We start from the raw sequence: 22263 nt of genomic DNA on the forward strand, positions 1-22263 counted from the left end.
CACAAAACGATAAAAAAAGAAAAAGGTTCCATATTCATTAGCCTAAAACAGAAAAACACCCTTGCATAAAATAGCAATTAGAAGGGGGTGCAGGTTATGAGTAATGGTGGAGGATACTCTAACGGTTCAGGCTTCGCTTTAATTGTCGTGCTCTTTATTTTGTTAATTATTGTAGGCACGGCATTTATGTGCTAAGTTTTAGGGCATAAGAAAGTCCATTTGCAGTAATGCGAATGGACTTTTTTATTTATAAATTTCATTTCACTAATTTGAGGATGGATGAACTAACTTAATATCGATAGATCTTATCCAACAAGCTGTTTTCGATGCTAAAAATGAATGTTGCTTACACGGTAAACAGAATCTCCAAGTAAAAGGAGATTAACAAAATGGTAATCAACACATTTATTGTTCGATATATTTTTGGTTGTTTCTCTTCAGGAATTTCTTTTTGCACACAAAGAGCATACGTCATCCGGTTGATTTGAAATAAATAAAACACCGAGAATAGGACGACAATAGCAATCATCAAGTCTTTTCCTCCTCTCTATCTACACCACAAGCATAACAAAAGAAGAACAGAAATGACAAGTTAATCATCATTGGTTAGAAGATGGAACTAAAATTTCAAAACCCTTATCTGTTTCTTCAATTAGAGCCGTTTTAGGTGAATGAATAAGATGTTTGACATACAATAGATCAATTAAGCAAAGTCCGCAGTGATAAGCCAACAAAATCGAAAAGTAATGTCTAAAGGATGGGAACAAAATTGCTCCAATTACTAAAGCTAGGTTAAGCAGAACAAATGGTACAAGCAATGCAAAAATATAACGACTTTTTAAAATCGGCTCATGGATACGCATCGACAATACAGGTAAAAAACCATATTGTTTCTCAATAGAATAGCGCAAACTTTTACGATAATTAAAAAGTGGCATAAAATGCAGCACCTTATGAATAGGGTAAATCATAAAAAAGACAATTAAAAAGAGCGGGAATAAGTGATCTGATAACGGATCTTCTTTAAATATATTTAATAGTATATAAAAAACAGAAAATACGCTAATGACGATAATAGTAGACAATAAAAAAATACGATCGTGGCCGTATTGTTTCTGTACATTAATTGTTTTCCAGCAATGCAAGGTATAGCATCTCCAATTTCAAAATATGATAATCTTCGAAACCTAACATTAATGCTTTTCATAAGGAAAATCAAGTCATTTTATATTAAAAAAAAGATAGCGTTTTCATCCCTGAGAATTGCTCAATCGGAGCAATTCTCAGGTTGAACTCGTTTCGAATATTATTCAATATTGCGTAATGACCCTTCGAAAATATCCATGAAATCATCACCGTAAATATTACGAATAATAGCCATTAGGTCTAATAACTCAGGGAATTTACCGTACATCTCCTTTAATGGAAGAGATCCTTCGAGAACACTGTGTTTAGATTGGTTGTAATTTTCTGTTAATTCAACGAGTAATGACTTACCTTTTTCGGTGAGCTCGACATATGTATTTCGCTTATCGTCATTACGTTTAGAAAATGCAAGCAATCCACGCTCCTCTAAATTTTTAGAGAAATTGAATGCGGTTGATACGTGCATTACACCAAATTTTGCTATATCAGAAATCGATGCGCCTTCAAGATTAGAAGCAATCCATAATACATGGTGCTCATTGATATTTAAATCATATGGTTTTATCCATGCTTGCCAATCTTTTTCAGCAGCTTTCCATAGGGCCTTCGATAGCTGGGCGATTCTTTGGCTGTAAAGCATAGCTTCACGAACCGAATATAAGTCTTCAGACATAGCTATCACCAACTTTCGCAATTTTCTAACATTATAACATTATTTGTAAATAATAAACAATCGTTTTCCAATATAAAATAGTACAAAAAAGATATTTTTTATTAGTTTAATTATTTTTCTCGAAAAATATACTTTTTTTCAGATGGTTTTATGCATTATCTTTTTTTATTTTGCGATTTTGAAAATCTGCTAAATGCTTTTCAATTTCTTCAACAGAGTTTTGCAAAGAATCGATCTCTTGTTGGAGATTCTCTTGAATAGGCGCTGCCTCAGCCTGCCAAGTAGCAAAGGATTCTTTAGATTCTTCAATAACCTTAGGGATAGTTTGTTGCGCTTCGTTTTTTATGTTTTCAATAGCCCCTTTAATATCTGCTATTCTATTCTGCAGGTCCTCTTTAGTAGTTTGTAATGATGCTCTAAATTCTTTGCCTGATTGCGGTGTAGATAAAAGGACTGCTACCATACCACCAATTGCTCCAGTTGTTAATCCAAATAAAAATGTAGATGTTTTCATAATATCGTTTCTCCTTCCTACTTTTAACTATGTATATCCTTCTTTTACTATAATAAAACATGATAATTAATAAAAGAAAGTAAAACAAAAACTATTTATTCTTTGTAGCTATTAAAAAGAAGGTCATTATCTATAACTGTAGATAGTGACCTTCTGATTATATTATCATTCATTTTGATATTTAGGCATGTGTTAAAGCTGTATTAAATTTCGAACGTTTAACCAAATTAATGATGATGGGGTAAATAATAATAAATGCTACGACGTTAATGGCAACAGCAGGTAGTACAACTGTTATTAATAATGCTGTAAATGGAATTTTCGCTCCAACAACCAGTATGGCAGAACCTAAGAAAACACTTCCTGAAACAATCGTACCTACACCAGCAAGAACAGCTGATACTGCAATTTTCTGAGCAAACTTTCGTAATAATACAACTGCTGCATAGAAAATAAATGCTGTTACAAATTTGTCGATAATGTTTGGTACAAAACCAGCTGGAAATGTTGAAAATAAGCCTGAAATCACGCCTGTTGTTATCGCAAGTAAGAAAACTTCCTTAATGCCAGGGAATAATAAGATGCCGATAAACATCATCGTTAGCATGAAGTCTGGCTTCATACCACCATTAATTCCTGGAATCACGACATATAATGCCGCACCTACACCAACTAAAAGTGCCATTAAAACTAAATTCTTCGTATTCATTTCTCATCTCTCCTATAGCTACACTGAGCTCAACTTTTGTTATTTCCTTCCGTATCCTCGTGATCGAAAGCGAAACTTACACATGATTTTACAGGTAAGTTATCTGAAAATCAACACTATTATATAATAGTGATAATAAGAAATTTATTCCTATTTATTTAGATTTACGATAATTTGTTCTGCTAAATCTGCTAAAATTACTGGTGTATATTCATCTTGTTTTGTGATCCAAGTAGGTTTAAATCCGTCTGTTTCATCATATCTTGGTATGAAGTGTAAATGGAAGTGGAAAACAGTTTGCCCAGCCGCTTCACCATTATTATTTACTAAGTTCATGCCAGCTGGATTGAAAGTATCTTTGATAGCGTTAGCAATTTTTGGTGCAATTGCAAATAGATTAGCAGCTACTTCAGAAGACATTTCAAAAACGTTAGCAACATGCTCTTTTGGAATTAATAATGTATGACCTTTTGATAAGGGACCGATATCCATAAAGGCGTAGACAAATTCGTCTTCATAAATTTTCTTGCTAGGGATTGAACCATCGATAATTTTACAAAATAAACAATCGCTCATAAAAAACACACCTTTCATCATTTTGCTTTTCATTTTACCATATTGATAACTGCTAGTTTGCGAAAATTTTGATAAACTGTAAGAAGAATAGGAGTGACGAGGGATGACAGTATTAGAATTGCAGTCCGTAACAGGTGGTTATACGAGAAAGCCTGTTATTCATGATTTATCATTTACCATTCAACCTGGAGAACTAGTGGGGCTAATTGGGCTTAATGGGGCAGGGAAAAGTACAACAATTAAACACATTATCGGATTAATGACTCAAAAAAGTGGGGACATTCTTCTAAACGGGATCACAATAAAGGAAAATATGGATCAATATCGTTCATCATTTTCATATATTCCAGAAACGCCGGTACTATATGATGAGTTAACGTTAAAGGAACATTTAGAATTAACTGCAATGGCATATGGGTTAGATGAACAGACATTGAAAGAACGCTCTGAACCATTATTAAAAGAATTCCGTATGGAAAAACGCTTAAACTGGTTCCCGTCGCATTTCTCAAAAGGGATGCGTCAAAAAGTAATGATTATGTGTGCATTCTTAGTTAATCCATCATTATATATTATTGATGAGCCGTTTTTAGGACTAGATCCACTAGGTATTCAATCATTATTAGATCATATGGATGAAAAGAAAAAAGACGGGGCATCTATTTTGATGTCTACACATATTTTATCGACGGCTGAAAAGCATTGTGACCGTATTTTATTGTTACATAATGGCCGACTTCGCGCGCAAGGGACGATGAATGACTTACGCCAAGCTTTCAATATGCCAGGTGCGACTTTGGACGACTTATATATCGCAATGACAAAGGAGCAAGATCATGAATAACTTGCATGATGTGTGGCGTACACGCTTCTTTCATTATATAAATGAAGTGCAAAAGTATATGAAGTATGTCTTTACAGGGCATATGGCAATCGTACTTGTATTCATCATCGGTGCAGGTGGTTATCAATATAGTGAGTGGTTAAAAACAAATCCGACTGATTTTCCTTCTATATTAGTAACTGCAATTGTCATAGGTTTTCTCTTAGCATTTAGTAGTCCTACGACTTTAATCCGCGAGCCTGACCAAGTATACTTATTGCCACTTGAGACAAAGCTTCCGATTTATTTTAGAAAGGCTCTAAATTGGACATTTTGGTCACAGATTCTTGTCGTTGTTATACCGTTTATCGTAGCTCTACCTATGCTAAAACAAATAGGACAAGTATCTAGTGGAACGATTGGCTTCACATTTGTAGTTGTGGTGTTGATGAAGTGGTGGAATGTACAAGTCGATTTTGCATTTCGTTGGGCTAATCGAGGACAAGCAGTATGGGGAGATCGTCTCCTACGAGTATTCATTTCTATTATAGTTCTAGCATCAGTGTTATTGATGAACGTATGGATGATGATTATCGTTGCTATTCCAGTAATCTATTATGGTTTTACTTGGATAAAACAAAAGACAATGCATCCCTTCCCATATGAGCATTTCGTAAAACTAGAGCAAAATCGTATGTTGCGTCTTTACCGTTTTGCTAATTATTTTACAGACGTGCCGCATATACACGGTAGCATTAAAAGACGACAGTGGTTGGATGCGCTGTATAAAATGGTGCCGTTTAAAAAGGAAAACACACAAGCTTATTTGGTGTTCCGTACTTTCGTCCGTACAGATGACCATTTCTATTTATGGGTACGTTTAACGGCAATAGCTGCCCTAGGTGCCTTTTTCATTAATATGCCTGTTCCTGTTGGAGTCTTTTTAGCAGCGCTTGCCTTTGCAACGACAATTCAGTTGAAGCAAGCATTAATTTCTTCAACAGATTTCACTATGTATATGTTATATCCAATACCAGCGGTTTATCGTAAACTAGCAGTTCATAAAATTGTTCGTGTAGTAAGTATTGTGCAAGCGATTATCGTGTTAATTAGTGGCATAGGTAATCCATTATTTTATGTAGGACCAATTATTATGTTAATCGTTAGCGAGCTTACTTTAAGAATGACAAAATAAAGAAAATCCTGAGATAGTAAAAATATCTCAGGATTTTTTGTTATAGATTTTGATAATCCAGTACAGCTGCACCTAACGTTTTAGCAGCAATTAACATCGCTTCTTCACGGAAATCGAATTTTGCATGATGATGAGCATATGCAGTACCTTCAGGCATTGCACCTGTAAAGAAGAATACACCAGGTACTTTTTCTAGATAGTAAGAAAAATCTTCCCCAACCATAAGTGGAGCGCATTCAAGTACTTCATTAACACCAGGAATATCCTTCGCGATGTCAAAAAGGAAAGCAGACTCTTTCTCATGATTGACAACAGCTGGATAGCCCCTAATGTATTCGAACGTGTAGGCACAATCAGCTGCAAGGCAAGTACCTTTAATAATACGTTCAATTTCAGCTTCCACTAAATCACGGACTTCAGGTAAAAATGTACGAACAGTACCTGACATTTTAGCTTCCCCCGCAATAACATTAAAAGTATCTCCAGCGTGGAAGGAACCAATTGTTACTACAGCCGATTTAATAGGGTCAACTCTGCGAGAGACGATTTGCTGTAAATTTGTAACAAGTTGTGCACCAATTGTTACTGTATCAATCGTATCTTGTGGCATTGCACCATGTCCACCGCGGCCTTGTATAGAAATTTCGAAGCGATCTGCTGAAGCCATCATAGGTCCTGAGCGATGTTCAATAGTGCCAAACGGTGTTTGTGACCATAGATGTGTGCCAAAAACAGCATCGACACCATCCAAGCAGCCCGCTTCCACCATAGGTTTTGCCCCACCAGGTGCTATTTCTTCAGCATGTTGATGAATGATGACATATTCACCAGCTAGCTGATTGCGCATTTCATGAAGTGCTTTTGCAAGTTGTAGTAATGAGGCAGTATGACCATCATGACCACAAGCATGCATAACACCAGCGACAGTTGATTTATAGGGAACATCGTTTAATTCTTGAATAGGAAGTGCATCAAAATCTGCTCGCAGTGCAATTGTTTTACCAGTTTTTCCGCCTTTAATGCGTGCAACAACGCCGTTACCACCAACATTTGCTTCATAAACTACACCGAGCTCATCGTAAAACTTTTGTATATATTTAGCTGTTTCAGTCTCTTCAAAAGATACTTCAGGATGCATATGTAAATGGCGACGAATTTGCACCATATCTTTATAAGAAGCATCTAGTTTATCAAAAAGTTGTATTTTCATTTGCTATACCCCGCTCATAGATAGTTTTTTGCTTAACTTCTATTATAGCAAAAAAAGCCGAGTGCCTGACTCGACTTTAGTAATTAATCTTTAGTTTCTTCATTTTTAGCAGTGGTATAGGTTGTTGCATATGCCTTACTTGTGAAAATATTACGATTTTCAATACCTTCAAAAGCAACACGATTTTCAAAAGCGTCTTTATAGGCATTCGATGCTTTCCAAGCTTCAAATGAGTTTGGACCAGTCCATTCAGTTAAGGCAATATAAGTTTCGGAATTTAGTGGTTTAAGTAAGCGGTATGCTTTGAGACCAGGGTCTGATTCAATTATATGAGACCGACTTAAAAAGCGATGTTCAAATAGTGGACGACCTTCATCAGAAATAGGAAGATGATTCAGTACAAAAAAACCTTGATCTTCTAATTGATTAATTGAATCGATTACTTCGTAGCTTCGAGGGGTTTGAAATACTGATTTTCCCTCTGTCTCATGTAGTAACATAGAGTTACCTGAGCCATGTAATACAATCATTTTTTCATTTGGGTATTTGTTTCGTAAGCTCTTCATAAATTCTGGTGTTCCAGATGTTAAATAAATATTCAATAATAACGCCTCCTGTTCAGTTTGAGTGTTCTTGGACTATTTTCAGTTTCGGTAGTAAGTTGCTTTAGCCTTGAGCTGTACGTTTTCCGTAGTGTTTCAAGCTTCAAGCGAGTGTACTTCGAGGTCACTTAAGGTCATAGGATGTGGGTCACATAACTGTCGTGTACTCAGATTACCTTACTGAAATCGAAAGCTTTTAGCATTCTTTTGTATAATATATTTTGACGTAGCTTATATTAATTAAACATTATAGTGTACATAATTAATAATTGTATGTTTGATATATCGATAAAAAGCAAAATATATTAAAAGGATTTAAGTATTTTTAGATTGTCAGACATCTTTGTCAAAAAGATGTCAACATTACAAACATTTTTATGACATTTCGGTCTGAAAACTATACAATAACATAGGAAACGACTATAGTGAAAACGGATACGAAAGTCGAAATGATTAACTTATATATATGAAGGGAATGAATCTGTTCATGAGAACGATTAATGATACGCTTTTACGCGCAGCACGTGGAGAGAGGACAGCCTATACACCTGTTTGGTATATGCGTCAAGCAGGACGTTCACAGCCTGAATACCGTAAGATTAAAGAAAAATACTCACTTGAGGAAATTACACATCAACCGGAATTGTGTGCATATGTAACACATTTACCAGTGCAAAATTATAATGTTGATGCAGCTATTTTATATAAAGATATCGTAACACCACTACCAGGTATGGGTGTTGATGTGAAAATTAAAGCAGGTATTGGTCCAGTGATTTCAAATCCAATTCGCTCTGTAAAGGATGTAGAAGCTTTACGCGAATTTAATCCTGAAGAACATGTACCATTCGTGCTTGATACAATAAAACTTTTAACGGAAGAACAACTAGATGTACCCTTAATTGGTTTTGCAGGCGCTCCATTTACACTTGCAAGCTATATGATTGAAGGCGGTCCTTCTAAAAGCTACAGCTTAACAAAATCATTCATGGTATCAGAGCCACAAGCTTGGTTCATGCTAATGGACAAGTTAGCAGATATGATAATAGTGGATATTAAAGCGCAAGTTGGAGCAGGAGCTAAAGCGTTCCAAATTTTCGACTCATGGGTTGGTGCACTAAGTAAAGAAGATTACCGTATCTTCATTAAACCAGTTATGACAAGAATTTTTAGTGAACTAAAAGAGTTAGATGTCCCAATGATTACATTTGGAGTAGGTGCAAGTCACTTAGCGATGGAATGGCATGACTTACCAGTAGATGTTATTGGCTTAGATTGGCGTTTACCAATTAAAGAAGCGCGTGCTATGGGTATGACTAAACCGGTACAAGGTAACTTAGATCCAACATTATTATTAGCTGATTGGTCTATCATTGAAGAAAGAACAAAAGCAATTATTGACCAAGGCTTAGAAGTACCAGGTCATATTTTTAACCTTGGACATGGTGTTTTCCCTTCAGTAGATCCAGATGTCTTAAAACGTTTAACAACACTTATCCATGAATATAGTGCAGAACAAGTAAAAGTACGTTTTTAATAAGTAGCAAATAACTTTTTGAGGTGAAATTACAATGAGAAAAACAATGGGCTTATTAGTTATGGCTTATGGTACACCAAACAACGAAGATGAAATTGAAGCATATTATACACATATTCGCCATGGTCGCAAACCTAGCGAAGAGTTAATCGAAGATTTACGTAGTCGTTATCAAGCTATCGGTGGTATTTCGCCTCTTGCTGAAACAACTCGTAATCAAGCAGCAGCTTTATGTGCACGTTTAAATGAAGTACAAGATGAAGTAGAGTACAAATTATATATTGGTCTAAAACATATTGCACCATTCGTAGAGGATGCAGTTGAAGCAATGCATAAAGATGGAATTACTGAAGCAGTTTCCATCGTACTCGCACCACACTTTTCAACATTCTCTATTAAATCGTACAATGGACGTGCGAAAGAAAAAGCTGAAGAATTAGGTGGTTTAACAATCACTTCAGTTGAAAGCTGGTACAAAGAGCCGAAATTCATCCAATATTGGACAGAAAAAATTAACGAAGCGTTTGCTGAAATGTCAGCAGAAGAACGTAAAACAGCTTGCCTAATTGTTTCTAACCATTCATTACCGGAAAAGATTGTTAAAATGGGTGACCCGTATGCGGATCAATTACATGAGACAGCTAATATTCTTCAAAAAGAAACAGGGGTAGAACATATGGAAGTAGGCTGGCAAAGTGCTGGTCAAACACCCGAGCCTTGGCTTGGACCAGATGTTCAAGATTTAACTCGCGAACTATACAATGAAAAAGGCTTCCGTTCATTTGTTTATACACCAGTTGGTTTTACTGCGGAACATTTAGAAGTATTGTATGACAATGACTACGAATGTCGTGTTGTTTGTGAAGAATTAGGTGCTAACTACCGTCGTCCAGCTATGCCAAACGATCATCCATTATTCATCGATGCTATGGTTGATGTTATTAATAAAACGTTATCTCAAGCCTAATAGAAAGTGATGATTGATGTGACTGAACAAAAGCAAAGAGTAGCCGTTATCGGTGGTGGGATTACAGGCTTAGCTGCTGCGTTCTATTTGCAACAAGAGGCTAAAGAGAAAAAACTTCCATTAGAAATAGTACTGATTGAATCTTCTCATCGTTTAGGTGGCAAGATTCAAACTGTACGTAAGGACAAATTTATCATTGAACGTGGTCCAAACTCATTTGTTGATAATAATAATTGCATGTCCAAATTAGTAAAAGACTTAGGTATCGAAGACCAACTTATTCGAAGTGAAGCAGGTCAAACTTACATTACAGCCAACGAAAAACTATATCCAGTACCAGCAGAATCAATTTTAGGGATTCCCACAAAGTTATCTTCCTTTTTAGCTTCTGATATTGTGTCATGGAGTGGTAAAGTACGTGCTACATGTGACCTATGGCTTCCACGGTCCAGAATACAAGAAGATCAGCCATTAGGGAAATTTATGCGAAGAAGGTTTGGTAAGGAGACTGTTGAGAATATTATCGAACCACTTTTATTAGGTGTTTCTGCTGGAGATATAGATCAACTTAGTCTACAAGCGAATTTTCCAAAGCTTATCGAAATGGAAGAGGAATATAGAAGTTTAATAATAGGGATGAAAAATGCACCTTCTGATATTATTATTAATGAATCGCAAGGTAATAAAAAGCGTCCTTTCCAAACTTTTGAAAATGGTCTTGAAACGTTGATTGAGGCATTAGAAGCTCGGCTAATAGATACGACTATTTTGAAAAGTGTCAAAGTGGAATCGATTGCAAAGACAGCGCAACAGGTAACATTATCTCTGAATAATAAGACCTCAATTGCAGCGGATGCAGTAATATTAGCTACACCACATCTGATAACCCAAAAAATGTTTGCCAATCAAGGTTTATTACAAGGATTGCAAGAAATTCCCCTATCCACTGTCGCTACTGTTTCGATGGCATTTCCCATTGAAGCAATAGATGAAAATTTTGCTGGTTCTAGATTCGCTGTTCCGCGTAATAGTGATTTTTCAATTACATCGTGTTTATTGACACATCGAAAATGGCCGTCATTTGTTCCAGATGGCTATGCGTTGTTGGAAGTCTCTGTAGGACGTTCTGGAGATGAAGCAATAGTAGATTTATCGGATAGTGAGATTGAGAAGATTGTATTACAAGATTTAAATAGAGTGACCCTGATAAAAGGAAGTCCTTTGTTTACAGTTGTTTCAAGATGGAAAGAAACTATGCCTCAATATACAGTTGGGCACGCTCAGCGCGTGGAATTAGCCAAACAAGATTTAATTGAACACTTTCCAACAGTGAAGTTGGCAGGAAGTTCGTATGAGGGTACAAGCTTACCAAATTGTGTTGACAACGCTCGAAGCGCAGTGGATGAGCTATTAATAAAATTATTTGAATAATAAAGTCGTTCTTTTCGTTGGTTTACATATAGCCTACAAAAGAGCGATTTTTTTTTGACTTTAGGCCCACAGGATGTGGGTCATGCAACCGTTGCGACAGGATGTCGCGAACTTAGGTTGCCTTCCTTTATTTTTGGCACAAAAGCTGGAAAGATGCTTTTGTTTCGAGTCCTCCAGTGCCTGTCGGGAGCCCACAGGATGTGGGTCACATAACCGTTGCGACACGAAGTCGCGAACTTAGGTTATGTTCCTTTAAACGGGCGTCCTCAGCTTTTCAGAGTCCAGTTCCAAGCGCTAGCTGCTCGAGGTCGCTTCGGTCTCTCGGCACAAGACTGAAAGTTCGTCTTGTGTTCGAGCCCTCCAGCGCTTGTCGGGGGCCCACAGGATGTGGGTCACATAACCGTTGCGGCAGGACGCCGTGAACTTAGGTTATGTTCCTTTAGAAGGGCGATTTCAGCATTTCAGAGTGTCCAGCTTCAATCGCCAGCCCTTCGAGGTCACTTAGGCCCACAGGAAGTGGGTCATGCAACCGTTGCGGCACGATGTCGCGAACTTAGGTTGCCTTCCTTTATTTTCGGTCAAAAACTGAAAAGATGTTTTTGATTCGAAGGTTCCAGTGCTTGTCAGGGCTGAACGGGCGATTTCAGCTTTTCATTTTGTTCACAAATTGCTTTGCTTTCTTTCATTATTATTTCACATTTATACAGTATGATAAAAAGGGGAGGGGTGATGGGATTGAGAAAGAGTGTTACGGTCATCATATTATTTGTTTTACTGTTTCTTTTTGGGTGTGGAAAGGATGCGTACCCTGCGATTCCAGCAGATACTTCCTTTATTGCAGCAGTCAATATACAGCAGCCTTCAATAACTTTTGTGAATAAAAATCTTAAGATTTTTGCTACTTGGCAATTAGAGAAAGCTTACACAGGAGCTACTTTGATTGGTCAACAATATATATTACTTTATGGTAATCAATTAGAGAGTGCAGATGTTTTTAATTTAACTACCGGAGAAATTACGTATTCCATTGAAACTGGAGTTGGAGTGACGAATGCGATTTATGCACAGGATAAGAAAATGTTCTATATTGCAAATGGTAAAACAAATCGTGTTACATCTTTCACTGCTCAAGGAGAGCAAGTCGCTGAGCAGAAGGTTGGGAATTATCCTATGTCTATGCTAATCCATGGACAAAATTTGTATGTAGTTAATTATAAAGATACAAAACTTTCGGTCCTTGATGCAAAGTCTCTTGAAACAAAGGATAAGTGGCAGATTCCAAAATCCTCTCACGGAATGGCAGCTTTAGATAAAAGAAGAGAACTATGGCTTGGTGGACACGGTGCAGGGATGAAGCCGAATACTACAGTCGATATTTTTGATATAGATAATGGCAAGAAGAATCGTGAGATTTCACTACCTATGATGCCAATCGGTTTTGCGGTAGATAATGACCGAATATTTGTCGTCAGTCATGGGCAAAGTCAATTATATGAAGTAAATGGTGAAGGACATATAATGAATAAACAAGAAATTGGTGCGAATCCTTTTGCGGTACAACTTTTTGAACAATATGTCGTAGTGGCAGGGTACGATGATCAAACGTTATACTTTATGAAAAATAATAACGTTACAAAGAAAATTAAAGTTGATAAAGGTCCATTTCAATTGATTGTAAGGGAGATGAGCGAATGACATCTATTCTAATTGTAGATGATGAACAAGATATGAGAAATTTAATCGATATAATGTTGAAAAAGTCAAGATTTCAAACGCTACAAGCTGAAAATGGCCACGTTGCTATTAATATCCTCTCTCAAGAGAATGTCGATTTAGTGTTGCTTGATGTTATGATGCCGGGTATAGATGGTTTTCAAGTATGCGAAGAAATCCGTAAGACTTCGAATGTACCGATTATTTTCCTGACTGCAAAGGATGCGAATGAGGACAAAGTAAAAGGTTTAACGATTGGTGCCGATGATTATATAGTAAAACCATTTACTTCCACTGAGCTAGTAGCTCGAATCGCAGCTGTATTGCGACGCATGGGAAATACTCCTGTGGAAATGGACGTAAAGCATTTATGCAAAGGTACAATTGATTTGGACGAGGTATCGAGAAAAGTATTTGTAGCTGGAAATGTAATTCCACTAACGCTAAAAGAATTTGATTTACTACATTTATTTATGACAAATGAAAATACGGTTTATACACGGGAACAATTATTAGAGAGTTTATGGGGCATAGAATATGCAGGGGGAACCAGAACAGTAGATACACATATTAAAACACTTCGATTAAAACTAGGAAAAGAAGCTGGTAAATTTATTCATACTGTATGGGGGCTAGGGTATCGTTTTGAGGTAGGAATATGAAAAAGCTATCATCGCGCATTTGGGCAATGATTTTAATTTTCTTAACACTAACGGTTCTTTTTATGTACATACTAACCCATTTTTTATATGAACGATTGTATGTCAAAGATACGGAACAGTCGATGATTGAAGTTGGGGAGAAATTGGCAACAATTTATGAGGGTGGTAAAGTAACCGACGATTTAATCGAGCAAATTGATAATTATAACAACTATTCAGATATCTCTGTATTTGCCGTAAGAAATCCACGTGAACTAAGTGCTTGTGTACCATTTGATATTGATTATAAAACATTGATTGGTGCAGACGAGCGACAACAGCTTCTACAAGAACAAGCTGTTACTAAGATGGGATATGAGGAGCGCTTTGACCGGCAAATTATTTCTGTCATAATACCGCTAACAGATCAAAATCGTTTAGAAGGCATTATTTATATCTATTTTCCATTAGCGAAAATATCGGAATTGGCATCTAAAGAAGTTATTTTTTTATTAGGAAGTGCAGCGGTATTTTTAATAATAGTAGGTTTTGGTATTTATAAAGGAATAGGGCATATTATGAAGCCGCTTAATGCTTTGCAAAATGCGGCAGAGAAGATGGCTGACGGGAATTATGAAACGAGAGTACGAGTTACATCTAAGGACGAAATAGGCCGGTTATCAGAAACCTTTAATAAAATGGCGACCGCTATTCAACAAGAGGATGAAGCGAAAAGAAGTTTTTTAGCTACTGTATCACATGAATTGCGAACTCCTATTAGTTATGTAAAAGGATATGGAGAAGCTATTAAAGAAGGGATAATTCCTGAACAAGAACAGCATGAGACGATTTCCTTAATCGTTCGAGAAGCTAATCGTATGGAGAAGCTGACAAATGAATTGTTACAATTATCACGAGCAACTAACTTATCTGAACCTATTGCATTATATCCGTTGCCGCTTGCTGAAACTGTTCGTGAGGTAGTGTTATTAACAGAGCAACAAGCACATAAAAAGGACATGCAGGTGAATGTTAATGTTAGTGATGAAATCATCGTCAATGCAGATGAAGAAAAGTTAAAGCAAATTTTCATCAACTTAATTGAAAATGCATTACGGTATTCTAATAAGAACACATCGATTGAAATCACTGCAAAAGCTAATGGGAAATTGGCTAATATTCAAATAGAAGATCATGGAATTGGTATTCCAGCTGAAGATCTACCTCATGTAACAGAGAGGTTTTATAGAGTAAATAAAGCGAGAAGCCGTAGTGATGGCGGAAGTGGATTAGGTCTTTCAATTGTTGATCAGCTTGTCAAATTGCATGATGGTACTTGGCAAATCGATAGTGAGTTTGGAGAAGGGACAACGATTACAATACAAATACCAATGGTAGAGGAGTTTTAATGATGAAGAAATGGATAATTGGTTTATTAGTAATAACAGGTTTACTAGCAGGGTGTAATGATAAAAAGCAAGAAGACCATGTGTCACACAATGAAGGAACAACTGTAGAAGTAAAAGTTGATATCTTAACACCTGAAAAAGTGGATGCAAATAAAGAAATTGAATTAGCTGCACATGTAACACAAGGTGGAGAAGATGTGAATGATGCAGATGATGTGAAATTTGAAGTATGGGAATCAGGTATGCGTGAAGATGGACAAATGATTGAAGGTAAACTCGATCAAAAAGGCGAATATAAAGCGAGTATTACTCTAGACCATGATGGTGTTTACTATATGTTTGCTCATACGAATGCTCGAGGCCTTCATGTCATGCCAAAACAAAAATTAATTGTGGGTAATCCAGATATGAGTAAAGTGAAAGAAGAATCAAAAGAAGGCTCAAAAGGTATGAATCATATGGATATGCATGATAAAAAAGATGAAAAAACATCTGATCATTCATCAAAATAAAATAGCGAACTAATTTGTATGAAAAACACTTGCAACTTTCATTTGTTGCGTGTAGAATAAATGACCAGATGACTAAAATAGTTTTCTGGTCATTTTTATTTAATACGGAAGTGGGTGAGAAACAAAATGGACCGCAGACAAGAAATACTAGAAGCGGCTTCGAAGTCATTTTCTCTTTTTGGATATAAAGCTACAACAATGGATCAAGTAGCGAAAATCGCGAACGTAGGGAAAGGAACTATTTATACTTTTTTTAGTAATAAAGAAATCCTTTTTCAAGAGATTGTCGTGAAAATGATTCAAGAAATGAAAACGGCAGCGGATGAAGCAATCTCAGCTGAACAGACATTCCAGCAAAATGCACATGCGGTGTTAATGAAAGTTTTAGAGTTTCGAGAAGTACACCTTCTGTATGCGAAATTGATTGAAGAAGAAAAGGAACTTAGAACACCTGCTGTGAAACATGTGCTCATTCGAATTGAACAAGAGGTTATTAACTTTGTTGGTGATAAAATTAAAACAGCCATTATCAAAGGGGAAATTCGGGAATGTGAACCAGATCTAGTTGCATATCTTTTACTAAAAGCGTATTTCGGCTTTGTAGCTGACTGGGGAGAAACGCATGATTTTGAACTATCAGAAGAGAAAATAGCTTCAATGTTTCGAGATACCATTTTTCGAGGTCTCTTACCTTGAGACTCTTTTTTTGAATAAAAACGACTGGTTGAGAGATATAGTCACTTAGTTTTATAGGAGGAATGAAGAATGATTAAGGCAGAGTTTGCGAAAATTCTCCGCACGAAAAAAATGCTAATTGCTATTATTGCAGTTCTTTTCGTTCCTGTACTATATGCAGGTATGTTCCTATGGGCTTTCTGGGATCCATACGCAAATTTACAGGATTTACCGGTAGCTCTTGTCAACAATGATAAAGGTGCCGAAATAGAAGGAACAGAAAAGCAATTAGGTAACGATTTAGTAGATAATTTAAAAGATAGTAAAGAATTTGAATTTGTTGAAGTATCTAAGGCAAAAGGAGAGGAAGGATTAAAAGATCGCGATTATTATATTTTAATTGAAATTCCTGAAGACTTCTCAAAAAATGCTGGTACTTTATTAGAAGATACTCCTGAACAAATGAAAATTATTTACCGACCAAATGAAGGATACAACTTCTTAGGTGGGCAAATCGGTAATACAGCAATGGAGCTTGTGCGTGCTGAAGTAAATAAAAAAGTTTCTGCTACTTATGCTGAAACACTATTTGATAATATTGCAAAATTAGGAGACGGTTTCGGGGATGCAGCAGATGGTGCTGGTAAACTTGAAAATGGCTCGAAAAAATTAAAAGACGGTGCTAGCCAATTAAATGATGGTATCGGAACTGCTACAGATGGTGCTACTCAGCTAAATGATGGCGCTAAAACAGCTGCAAAAGGATCATCAGATTTAAAAACTGGTATTGATTCAGCTGCAGAAGGTGCAGTTAAATTGAACGAGGGTGCTTTATCTTTAGCAAAAGGATCAACAGAATTAAACACTGGTATTCTTACTGCTAAAAACGGTTCAAGCCAATTACAATCTGGTTCAACAGAATTGAAAAAAGGTACCGCTACTTTAGTAAAAGGTTTAGAAGGCAATACATCAAACATTAACGCTTTAAATGATGGTGCACAAAAAGTGAATACAGGCGTTGGCACTTTAAGTGCTGGTTTAGGTCAATTAGCACCAGGTGCACAAAATGTTTCTGCAGGAGTTACAAAACTTGTAGATGGTCTGGGTGCTATGACTGCAAAAGTGCCAGCCTTGCAACAGGGCGTTAAGGATACAAATGATGGAGTTACAGAATTAAGTGCAAACACAAAAAAATTAGCAATGGGTACGAAACAACTAATTGCTCAAATTAATGCTATGGATATTCCAGAAGCACAAAAACAAGCTTTACTAAAAACAGCAGGAGCAATTGATACATCAGTTGATAATTTAAGTGCAGGCGCAGGTAGATTAAATGCCGGTACAGCAAAATTAAACGAACAAGTTTCTGCTATTCCAGTACCAAAACCTGAAGAAGCAACTTCACTAAAACAAGGTGCAGCAACAGTTGCAGCTGGTTTAGATAAAATGAATAAAACTGTTAGTGGAGAATTGGCACCTGGTACAAAAAAATTAGCTGGAGGTACTGATCAATTAGCTTCTAATTGGAGTACATCAATTGCAGGCGCTAAAAAATTAGATGCTGGAGCAGGTCAATTACAAGGCGGTTTAACAGACCTAGCTGGTGGTATGGATAAATTACAATCAGGTTCATCACAATTAGCCGACGGTTCATCACAACTTGCTAATGGTACACAATCATTAACAAGTGGTATGGGTCAATTACAAGATGGTTCTGGTAAACTAACAACTGGTTTAGTTACATTAAGTGGTGGTACAACATCACTTATTACAGGCCTAGATAAGCTACAAGATGGTTCAGGTAAATTAAAAGACGGTACATCTGAACTAAAAGATGGAACTAACACATTACAAGGGAAATTAAAAGAAGCGAATGAAACAGCTTCTGAAGTAAAAGCAACCCAAAAAACTTATGACATGGTTGGCGAACCAGTTGCGGTAGAGAAACACGAAATTAACGCGGTACCTAACTACGGTACAGGTTTCGCGCCATACTTCTTAGCACTTGGTCTATTTGTAGGTGCGCTATTAATTACAATTGTCTTCCCATTAGTGGAACCAGCTATTAAACCAATTAATGGTATCTCATGGTTCGCTAGTAAAGTTGCTGTCTTGGCAGTTGTTGGATTAGTTCAATCATTGGCTGCAGTGGCGATAGTTGTTTGGGGACTAGATCTTGAGCCTATGAATATGGGTGCTTTCGTCTTAATGGCGATAGTAACAAGTTATACATTCCTAGCATTGACTCAAATGTTAGTATCAATTTTCTCTGATCCAGGTCGTTTTGTAGCTATCCTAATCTTGATTCTACAATTGACAACAAGTGCAGGTACATTCCCATTGGAATTAGTACCTAAACCATTGCACATCTTTAATACGTTATTACCAATGACATACTCTGTTCAAGGATTTAAAGCTGCGATTTCTACTGGAGAAATGAGTTTCTTCTGGACAAATAGCGGTATCCTATGCGGCTTTATGGTAGGCTGTTTAGCTATTACATTCGGATACTTTGCATTAATCTTTAAAAAACGTCATTCGAATAGTGACGCTATAGCAGAATAATATTTAAAAAGGTTAAAGAGCGAAATGAGCTCTTTAACCTTTTTTGTTGAAATTTTTTATAAAAAGAAAAAAACGAAAAGAGTGGTTCAGGCTCTCTTCGCTTTTTCAAAAGTAAGTGATTTAATATAGGTTCATCTCTATGGTTCAAATAGTGATGAACATGAGCTTTCAATCGAATAGGGGAATTCGGATGATCAATAATTAACGATTAAAGAGAATTGCAATGTTCACAAGTGTTTGAATAGCACTCGCTTTGTTCTTCTATTTTCTCACCGCATACAGTGCATTGTTTTGCAGGCAAATTCTTGAAAAATTCAACGACATTTTCTAACATTGTGTTCCGCCTCCTAAGCAATCTGTTATATTACTGATTTGTTATAATGTATTGTATTATAATACAGATATTTATGTCAATACAAAAACCTAATTTTAAGTTAAAATAATTGTGGAGATACTAAAGAGGAGTGAAATGAATGTTTTTTATAGATAATAAGGGTATTACAGATCCACGTATTAACTTAGCAATTGAGGAGTATGCGTTAAAAACGATGGATGTAGAAAAAGATTCTTTCTTACTGTTCTATATCAATCAACCTTCAATCATTATTGGGCGAAATCAAAATACAGTAGAAGAGATAAATACAGATTATGTTGAAGAAAATGGTATTATCGTTGTACGCCGATTATCTGGTGGTGGCGCTGTGTATCATGATTTAGGAAACTTAAACTTCAGCTTCTTAACAAAAGATGATGGAGATAGCTTCCAAAACTTTAAAAAGTTCACGCAACCAGTTGTTGATGCGTTACAAAATATGGGCGTTAACTCGGAATTGTCAGGTCGTAACGATATTATGGCTGAAGGTCGTAAAATTTCAGGTAACGCACAATTCTCTACAAAAGGTCGTATGTTCAGTCACGGTACTTTGCTGTTTGATACAGAAATTGATGCAGTTGTCTCTGCATTAAAAGTGAAAAAAGAAAAAATTGAATCAAAAGGAATCAAATCGATTCGATCACGTGTTGCGAATATTGTAGAATTTATGAAAGAGCCAATGACAGTAGAAGAATTTCGTTTGGAAATCTTAAAATCGATATTCGGTGGCGAAGAGAATATTCAATATTATGAGTTAACAGATGAGGACTGGGCAAATATTCACAAATTATCTGAAGAACGTTATCAACAATGGGATTGGAACTATGGCCAATCACCAAAATTTAACGTACAACGCTCTCATCGATTCCAGTCAGGAAGCATTGATGTTCGATTAGAAGTTAAAAAAGGAGTTATGGAAGAAGTACATATTTTCGGCGATTTCTTTGGCGTTGGTGATATGGTAGATGTAGAACAAGCATTAGTTGGGAAAAAATATGAACGCAATGTTATTGAAGAAGCATTAAATACAATCGATATACCAACATACTTTGGTGGTGTTACGAAAGAACAATTTATACAATTGATTTATTAAAAAATTTGACAGCATAATGTTTGGAATTGCGGTCAAGATGAAGGGGAGAGTGGAATGAATACACATCGTATATTAATCGTAGAGGATGATTTGAAAATTGCTTCGTTACTTGCTGATACTTTACGCAAATATCATTATGAAGTAAAAACGGTTGAATCCTTTGATAACATCCTTGAAGAGTTTACGGCGTTCAATCCTCATCTTGTTTTGCTTGATATTAACTTACCTTCCTATGATGGATACTATTGGTGCCGTCAGCTAAGACAATTGACGACTTGTCCAATTATTTTCATATCAGCTCGTTCTGGCGAAATGGACCAAATTTTTGCTCTGGAAAATGGTGGAGATGATTTCATTACGAAACCATTTCATTATGAAATCGTGCTTGCAAAAATAAAGAGCCATTTACGTCGTTCATATGGAGAATATGCAACGAAGCAAGAAGAGAGAAATGTAAAGCTAGGTCAGCTTAATTTGTACTTAGAACGTATGGAATTGCATACGAAACAGGACCAAATTCCTCTTCAAAGGAAAGAATGTGTAATTTTGGAATTGTTGATGGGGCAAGCACCTAAAGTTGTTTCGCGAGAGAAATTACTAGAAGAGCTGTGGGATGATCAAGCATTTGTAGATGAAAATACGTTAAATGTCAATATGACACGTGTACGAAAAAAGCTGTCAGACTATGAAATACAGTCGACGATTGAAACTGTTAGAGGCGCTGGTTATCGCTTTGTATTACACTCAGAGGAGTCTTAATGATGCCGAATGTCAGATTGTTTCTGAAGGATAATATTACATTAGTCTTTTTTGAAGTGTTATTAGTGCTGTTCATTTTAGTGTTATTTTGGCTAGACGGCTTCAAAAATGTGGATACGGCAGTATATTCTATAGTGATTACGTTAATATTAACGTTCACATATTTAGCTACACGTTATATTATGCGTCAATCGTTTTATAAAAAGATATCTGTAAAGCCTAAAGCAATGGAAGATGCATTACAAAAAAATGCAAAAACGCCGGAGCATATGCAAACAGAGGTATTCATCCATACGCTTTATAAAATATATCAACTAGAAGTACAAGCATTATATGCAAAGCAAAATCGACATTTACAATTCATGAATCAATGGGTACATCAAATGAAAACACCTCTTGCTGTATTAGAGTTATTATTACAAGAAGAGGGCGAATTGGATAAGAAAAGTGTGCAAGAAGAAGTGGATCGTATGAAATGTGGTCTTGAGACTGTATTGATGAATGCGAGAATTGATACGTTTGAAGAAGATATGAAAATTGAACAAGTTGAGCTTCGTCAAATGGTTGTTGAGGCAGTAAATGAGCATAAACGATTATTTATTGCCCATCGTGTTTATCCTGATATTGCTATAGAGGAAAATCTTATGGTACCAACTGATTCAAAATGGATGAAGTTTATTATTGGGCAATTTATCACAAATGCAGTGAAATATACTTTTGAGGAAGGTAAGAAAGTATATTTATCGGCAGACTTAACGAAGGATCATATTGCACTGTCAATAAGAGATGAAGGTATAGGCATACCTGCATCAGATTTGAAGCGTGTAACACGTGCATTTTTCACAGGTGAGAATGGTCGTAAAATAGGTGAATCAACGGGAATGGGTTTATATTTAGCACAAGAGGTTTGTGATAAATTAGGTCACCCGTTACTAATTGAATCTGAAGTTGGGAAAGGGACAGAGATGACAATTTTGTTTAATCGGTCGTAGAGGCCCACAGGATGTGGGTCATGCAACTGTTGCGATAGGACGTCGCGAACTTAGGTTACGTTCCTTGAAACGGGCGTCCTCAGCATTTCAAAGTGTCCAGCTTCGGACGCCAGCTGCTCGGGTCACTTCGGTCTCTCGGACAAAAGCT

At 36.4% G+C, this 22263-nt stretch carries 24 protein-coding genes; 15 read left to right on the forward strand and 9 right to left on the reverse strand.

Annotation, left to right across the window (positions count from 1 at the left end; all coding sequences use genetic code 11):
- Positions 1–96: 96 nt before the first annotated feature.
- Positions 97–195, forward strand: coding sequence for a YjcZ family sporulation protein (locus tag ACZLO7_RS04330; RefSeq protein WP_511261382.1), 99 nt, complete (start codon positions 97–99; stop codon positions 193–195).
- 151 nt (positions 196–346) lie between these two features.
- On the opposite strand, the gene ACZLO7_RS04335 is transcribed toward ACZLO7_RS04330, so the two are convergent.
- The 6 genes from ACZLO7_RS04335 to ACZLO7_RS04360 form a co-directional block, all read right to left on the reverse strand.
- On the reverse strand, positions 347–529 hold the full coding sequence (locus ACZLO7_RS04335) for a hypothetical protein (RefSeq protein WP_427750451.1): 183 nt from the start codon (positions 527–529) through the stop codon (positions 347–349).
- A gap of 70 nt (positions 530–599) precedes the next feature.
- The gene (locus ACZLO7_RS04340; RefSeq protein ID WP_464938770.1) at positions 600–1145 is read right to left on the reverse strand and encodes a DUF3267 domain-containing protein; all 546 of its coding nucleotides are present in this window, start codon (positions 1143–1145) and stop codon (positions 600–602) included.
- 161 nt (positions 1146–1306) lie between these two features.
- Complete coding sequence (locus ACZLO7_RS04345; protein WP_464938821.1) at positions 1307–1825, reverse strand: HTH-type transcriptional regulator Hpr; 519 nt, start codon at positions 1823–1825, stop codon at positions 1307–1309.
- 142 nt (positions 1826–1967) lie between these two features.
- A complete protein-coding gene (locus ACZLO7_RS04350) occupies positions 1968–2333 on the reverse strand; it encodes a YtxH domain-containing protein (protein ID WP_464938771.1) in 366 nt (121 codons plus the stop codon).
- A 181-nt stretch (positions 2334–2514) separates the two neighbouring features.
- On the reverse strand, positions 2515–3042 hold the full coding sequence (locus ACZLO7_RS04355; protein WP_464938772.1) for a tryptophan transporter: 528 nt from the start codon (positions 3040–3042) through the stop codon (positions 2515–2517).
- Positions 3043–3192: 150 nt separating this feature from the next.
- Entirely contained in the window at positions 3193–3618 is a 426-nt protein-coding gene (locus tag ACZLO7_RS04360) for an HIT family protein (RefSeq protein ID WP_464938773.1), read from the reverse strand.
- Positions 3619–3721: 103 nt separating this feature from the next.
- Between ACZLO7_RS04360 and ACZLO7_RS04365 the strand changes: the two genes are divergently transcribed.
- Both ACZLO7_RS04365 and ACZLO7_RS04370 read left to right on the forward strand, forming a co-directional pair.
- Entirely contained in the window at positions 3722–4462 is a 741-nt protein-coding gene (locus ACZLO7_RS04365) for an ABC transporter ATP-binding protein (RefSeq protein WP_038188991.1), read from the forward strand.
- Complete coding sequence (locus tag ACZLO7_RS04370) at positions 4455–5636, forward strand: ABC transporter permease (protein ID WP_464938774.1); 1182 nt, start codon at positions 4455–4457, stop codon at positions 5634–5636. The genes ACZLO7_RS04365 and ACZLO7_RS04370 overlap by 8 nt, the downstream gene beginning before the upstream one ends.
- A gap of 40 nt (positions 5637–5676) precedes the next feature.
- On the opposite strand, the gene ACZLO7_RS04375 is transcribed toward ACZLO7_RS04370, so the two are convergent.
- Both ACZLO7_RS04375 and ACZLO7_RS04380 read right to left on the reverse strand, forming a co-directional pair.
- A complete protein-coding gene (locus ACZLO7_RS04375; protein WP_464938775.1) occupies positions 5677–6846 on the reverse strand; it encodes a M20 family metallopeptidase in 1170 nt (389 codons plus the stop codon).
- Positions 6847–6929: 83 nt separating this feature from the next.
- On the reverse strand, positions 6930–7448 hold the full coding sequence (locus ACZLO7_RS04380; RefSeq protein WP_464938776.1) for an antibiotic biosynthesis monooxygenase family protein: 519 nt from the start codon (positions 7446–7448) through the stop codon (positions 6930–6932).
- A 487-nt stretch (positions 7449–7935) separates the two neighbouring features.
- Here ACZLO7_RS04380 and hemE point away from each other — a divergent pair, with 487 nt between their 5' ends.
- The 9 genes from hemE to ACZLO7_RS04425 all read left to right on the forward strand — a co-directional run bounded on the left by hemE (position 7936) and on the right by ACZLO7_RS04425 (position 18898).
- A complete protein-coding gene (gene hemE / locus ACZLO7_RS04385; RefSeq protein WP_464938777.1) occupies positions 7936–8985 on the forward strand; it encodes a uroporphyrinogen decarboxylase in 1050 nt (349 codons plus the stop codon).
- A 34-nt stretch (positions 8986–9019) separates the two neighbouring features.
- Positions 9020–9952 carry a ferrochelatase gene (gene hemH, locus ACZLO7_RS04390; protein ID WP_464938778.1) on the forward strand — a complete coding sequence of 311 codons (933 nt, stop codon included), beginning with the start codon at positions 9020–9022 and terminating at the stop codon, positions 9950–9952.
- A gap of 9 nt (positions 9953–9961) precedes the next feature.
- Entirely contained in the window at positions 9962–11383 is a 1422-nt protein-coding gene (gene hemY, locus ACZLO7_RS04395) for a protoporphyrinogen oxidase (protein WP_464938779.1), read from the forward strand.
- Positions 11384–12118: 735 nt separating this feature from the next.
- Positions 12119–13078, forward strand: coding sequence for a YncE family protein (locus ACZLO7_RS04400; RefSeq protein WP_464938780.1), 960 nt, complete (start codon positions 12119–12121; stop codon positions 13076–13078).
- On the forward strand, positions 13075–13758 hold the full coding sequence (locus ACZLO7_RS04405) for a response regulator transcription factor (protein WP_464938781.1): 684 nt from the start codon (positions 13075–13077) through the stop codon (positions 13756–13758). Before ACZLO7_RS04400 ends, ACZLO7_RS04405 begins: the two co-directional genes overlap by 4 nt.
- On the forward strand, positions 13755–15146 hold the full coding sequence (locus tag ACZLO7_RS04410) for a sensor histidine kinase (protein ID WP_464938782.1): 1392 nt from the start codon (positions 13755–13757) through the stop codon (positions 15144–15146). The genes ACZLO7_RS04405 and ACZLO7_RS04410 overlap by 4 nt, the downstream gene beginning before the upstream one ends.
- A complete protein-coding gene (locus ACZLO7_RS04415) occupies positions 15146–15658 on the forward strand; it encodes a FixH family protein (RefSeq protein ID WP_511261383.1) in 513 nt (170 codons plus the stop codon). The genes ACZLO7_RS04410 and ACZLO7_RS04415 overlap by 1 nt, the downstream gene beginning before the upstream one ends.
- Positions 15659–15784: 126 nt before the next feature.
- Entirely contained in the window at positions 15785–16354 is a 570-nt protein-coding gene (locus tag ACZLO7_RS04420; protein ID WP_464938784.1) for a TetR/AcrR family transcriptional regulator, read from the forward strand.
- Positions 16355–16423: 69 nt separating this feature from the next.
- The gene (locus ACZLO7_RS04425; RefSeq protein WP_464938785.1) at positions 16424–18898 is read left to right on the forward strand and encodes a YhgE/Pip family protein; all 2475 of its coding nucleotides are present in this window, start codon (positions 16424–16426) and stop codon (positions 18896–18898) included.
- A 208-nt stretch (positions 18899–19106) separates the two neighbouring features.
- Here the strand turns inward: ACZLO7_RS04425 and yhfH are convergent, their stop codons facing one another.
- Entirely contained in the window at positions 19107–19232 is a 126-nt protein-coding gene (yhfH, locus tag ACZLO7_RS04430; RefSeq protein ID WP_076034471.1) for a protein YhfH, read from the reverse strand.
- A gap of 139 nt (positions 19233–19371) precedes the next feature.
- Here yhfH and lplA point away from each other — a divergent pair, with 139 nt between their 5' ends.
- Genes lplA through ACZLO7_RS04445 form a run of 3 tightly spaced genes read left to right on the forward strand, consistent with a single transcriptional unit; the run spans position 19372 to position 22115 of the window.
- Positions 19372–20364, forward strand: coding sequence for a lipoate--protein ligase (gene lplA, locus ACZLO7_RS04435; protein WP_464938786.1), 993 nt, complete (start codon positions 19372–19374; stop codon positions 20362–20364).
- Between the two features lie 54 nt (positions 20365–20418).
- On the forward strand, positions 20419–21123 hold the full coding sequence (locus ACZLO7_RS04440) for a response regulator transcription factor (RefSeq protein WP_464938787.1): 705 nt from the start codon (positions 20419–20421) through the stop codon (positions 21121–21123).
- Positions 21124–21125: 2 nt separating this feature from the next.
- Positions 21126–22115 (forward strand): sensor histidine kinase, encoded by a 990-nt coding sequence (locus tag ACZLO7_RS04445; protein WP_464938822.1) that lies wholly within the window; start codon positions 21126–21128, stop codon positions 22113–22115.
- The last annotated feature ends 148 nt before the right edge of the window (positions 22116–22263 follow it).

It is taken from the genome of Viridibacillus sp. d25.2, assembly GCF_055456015.2.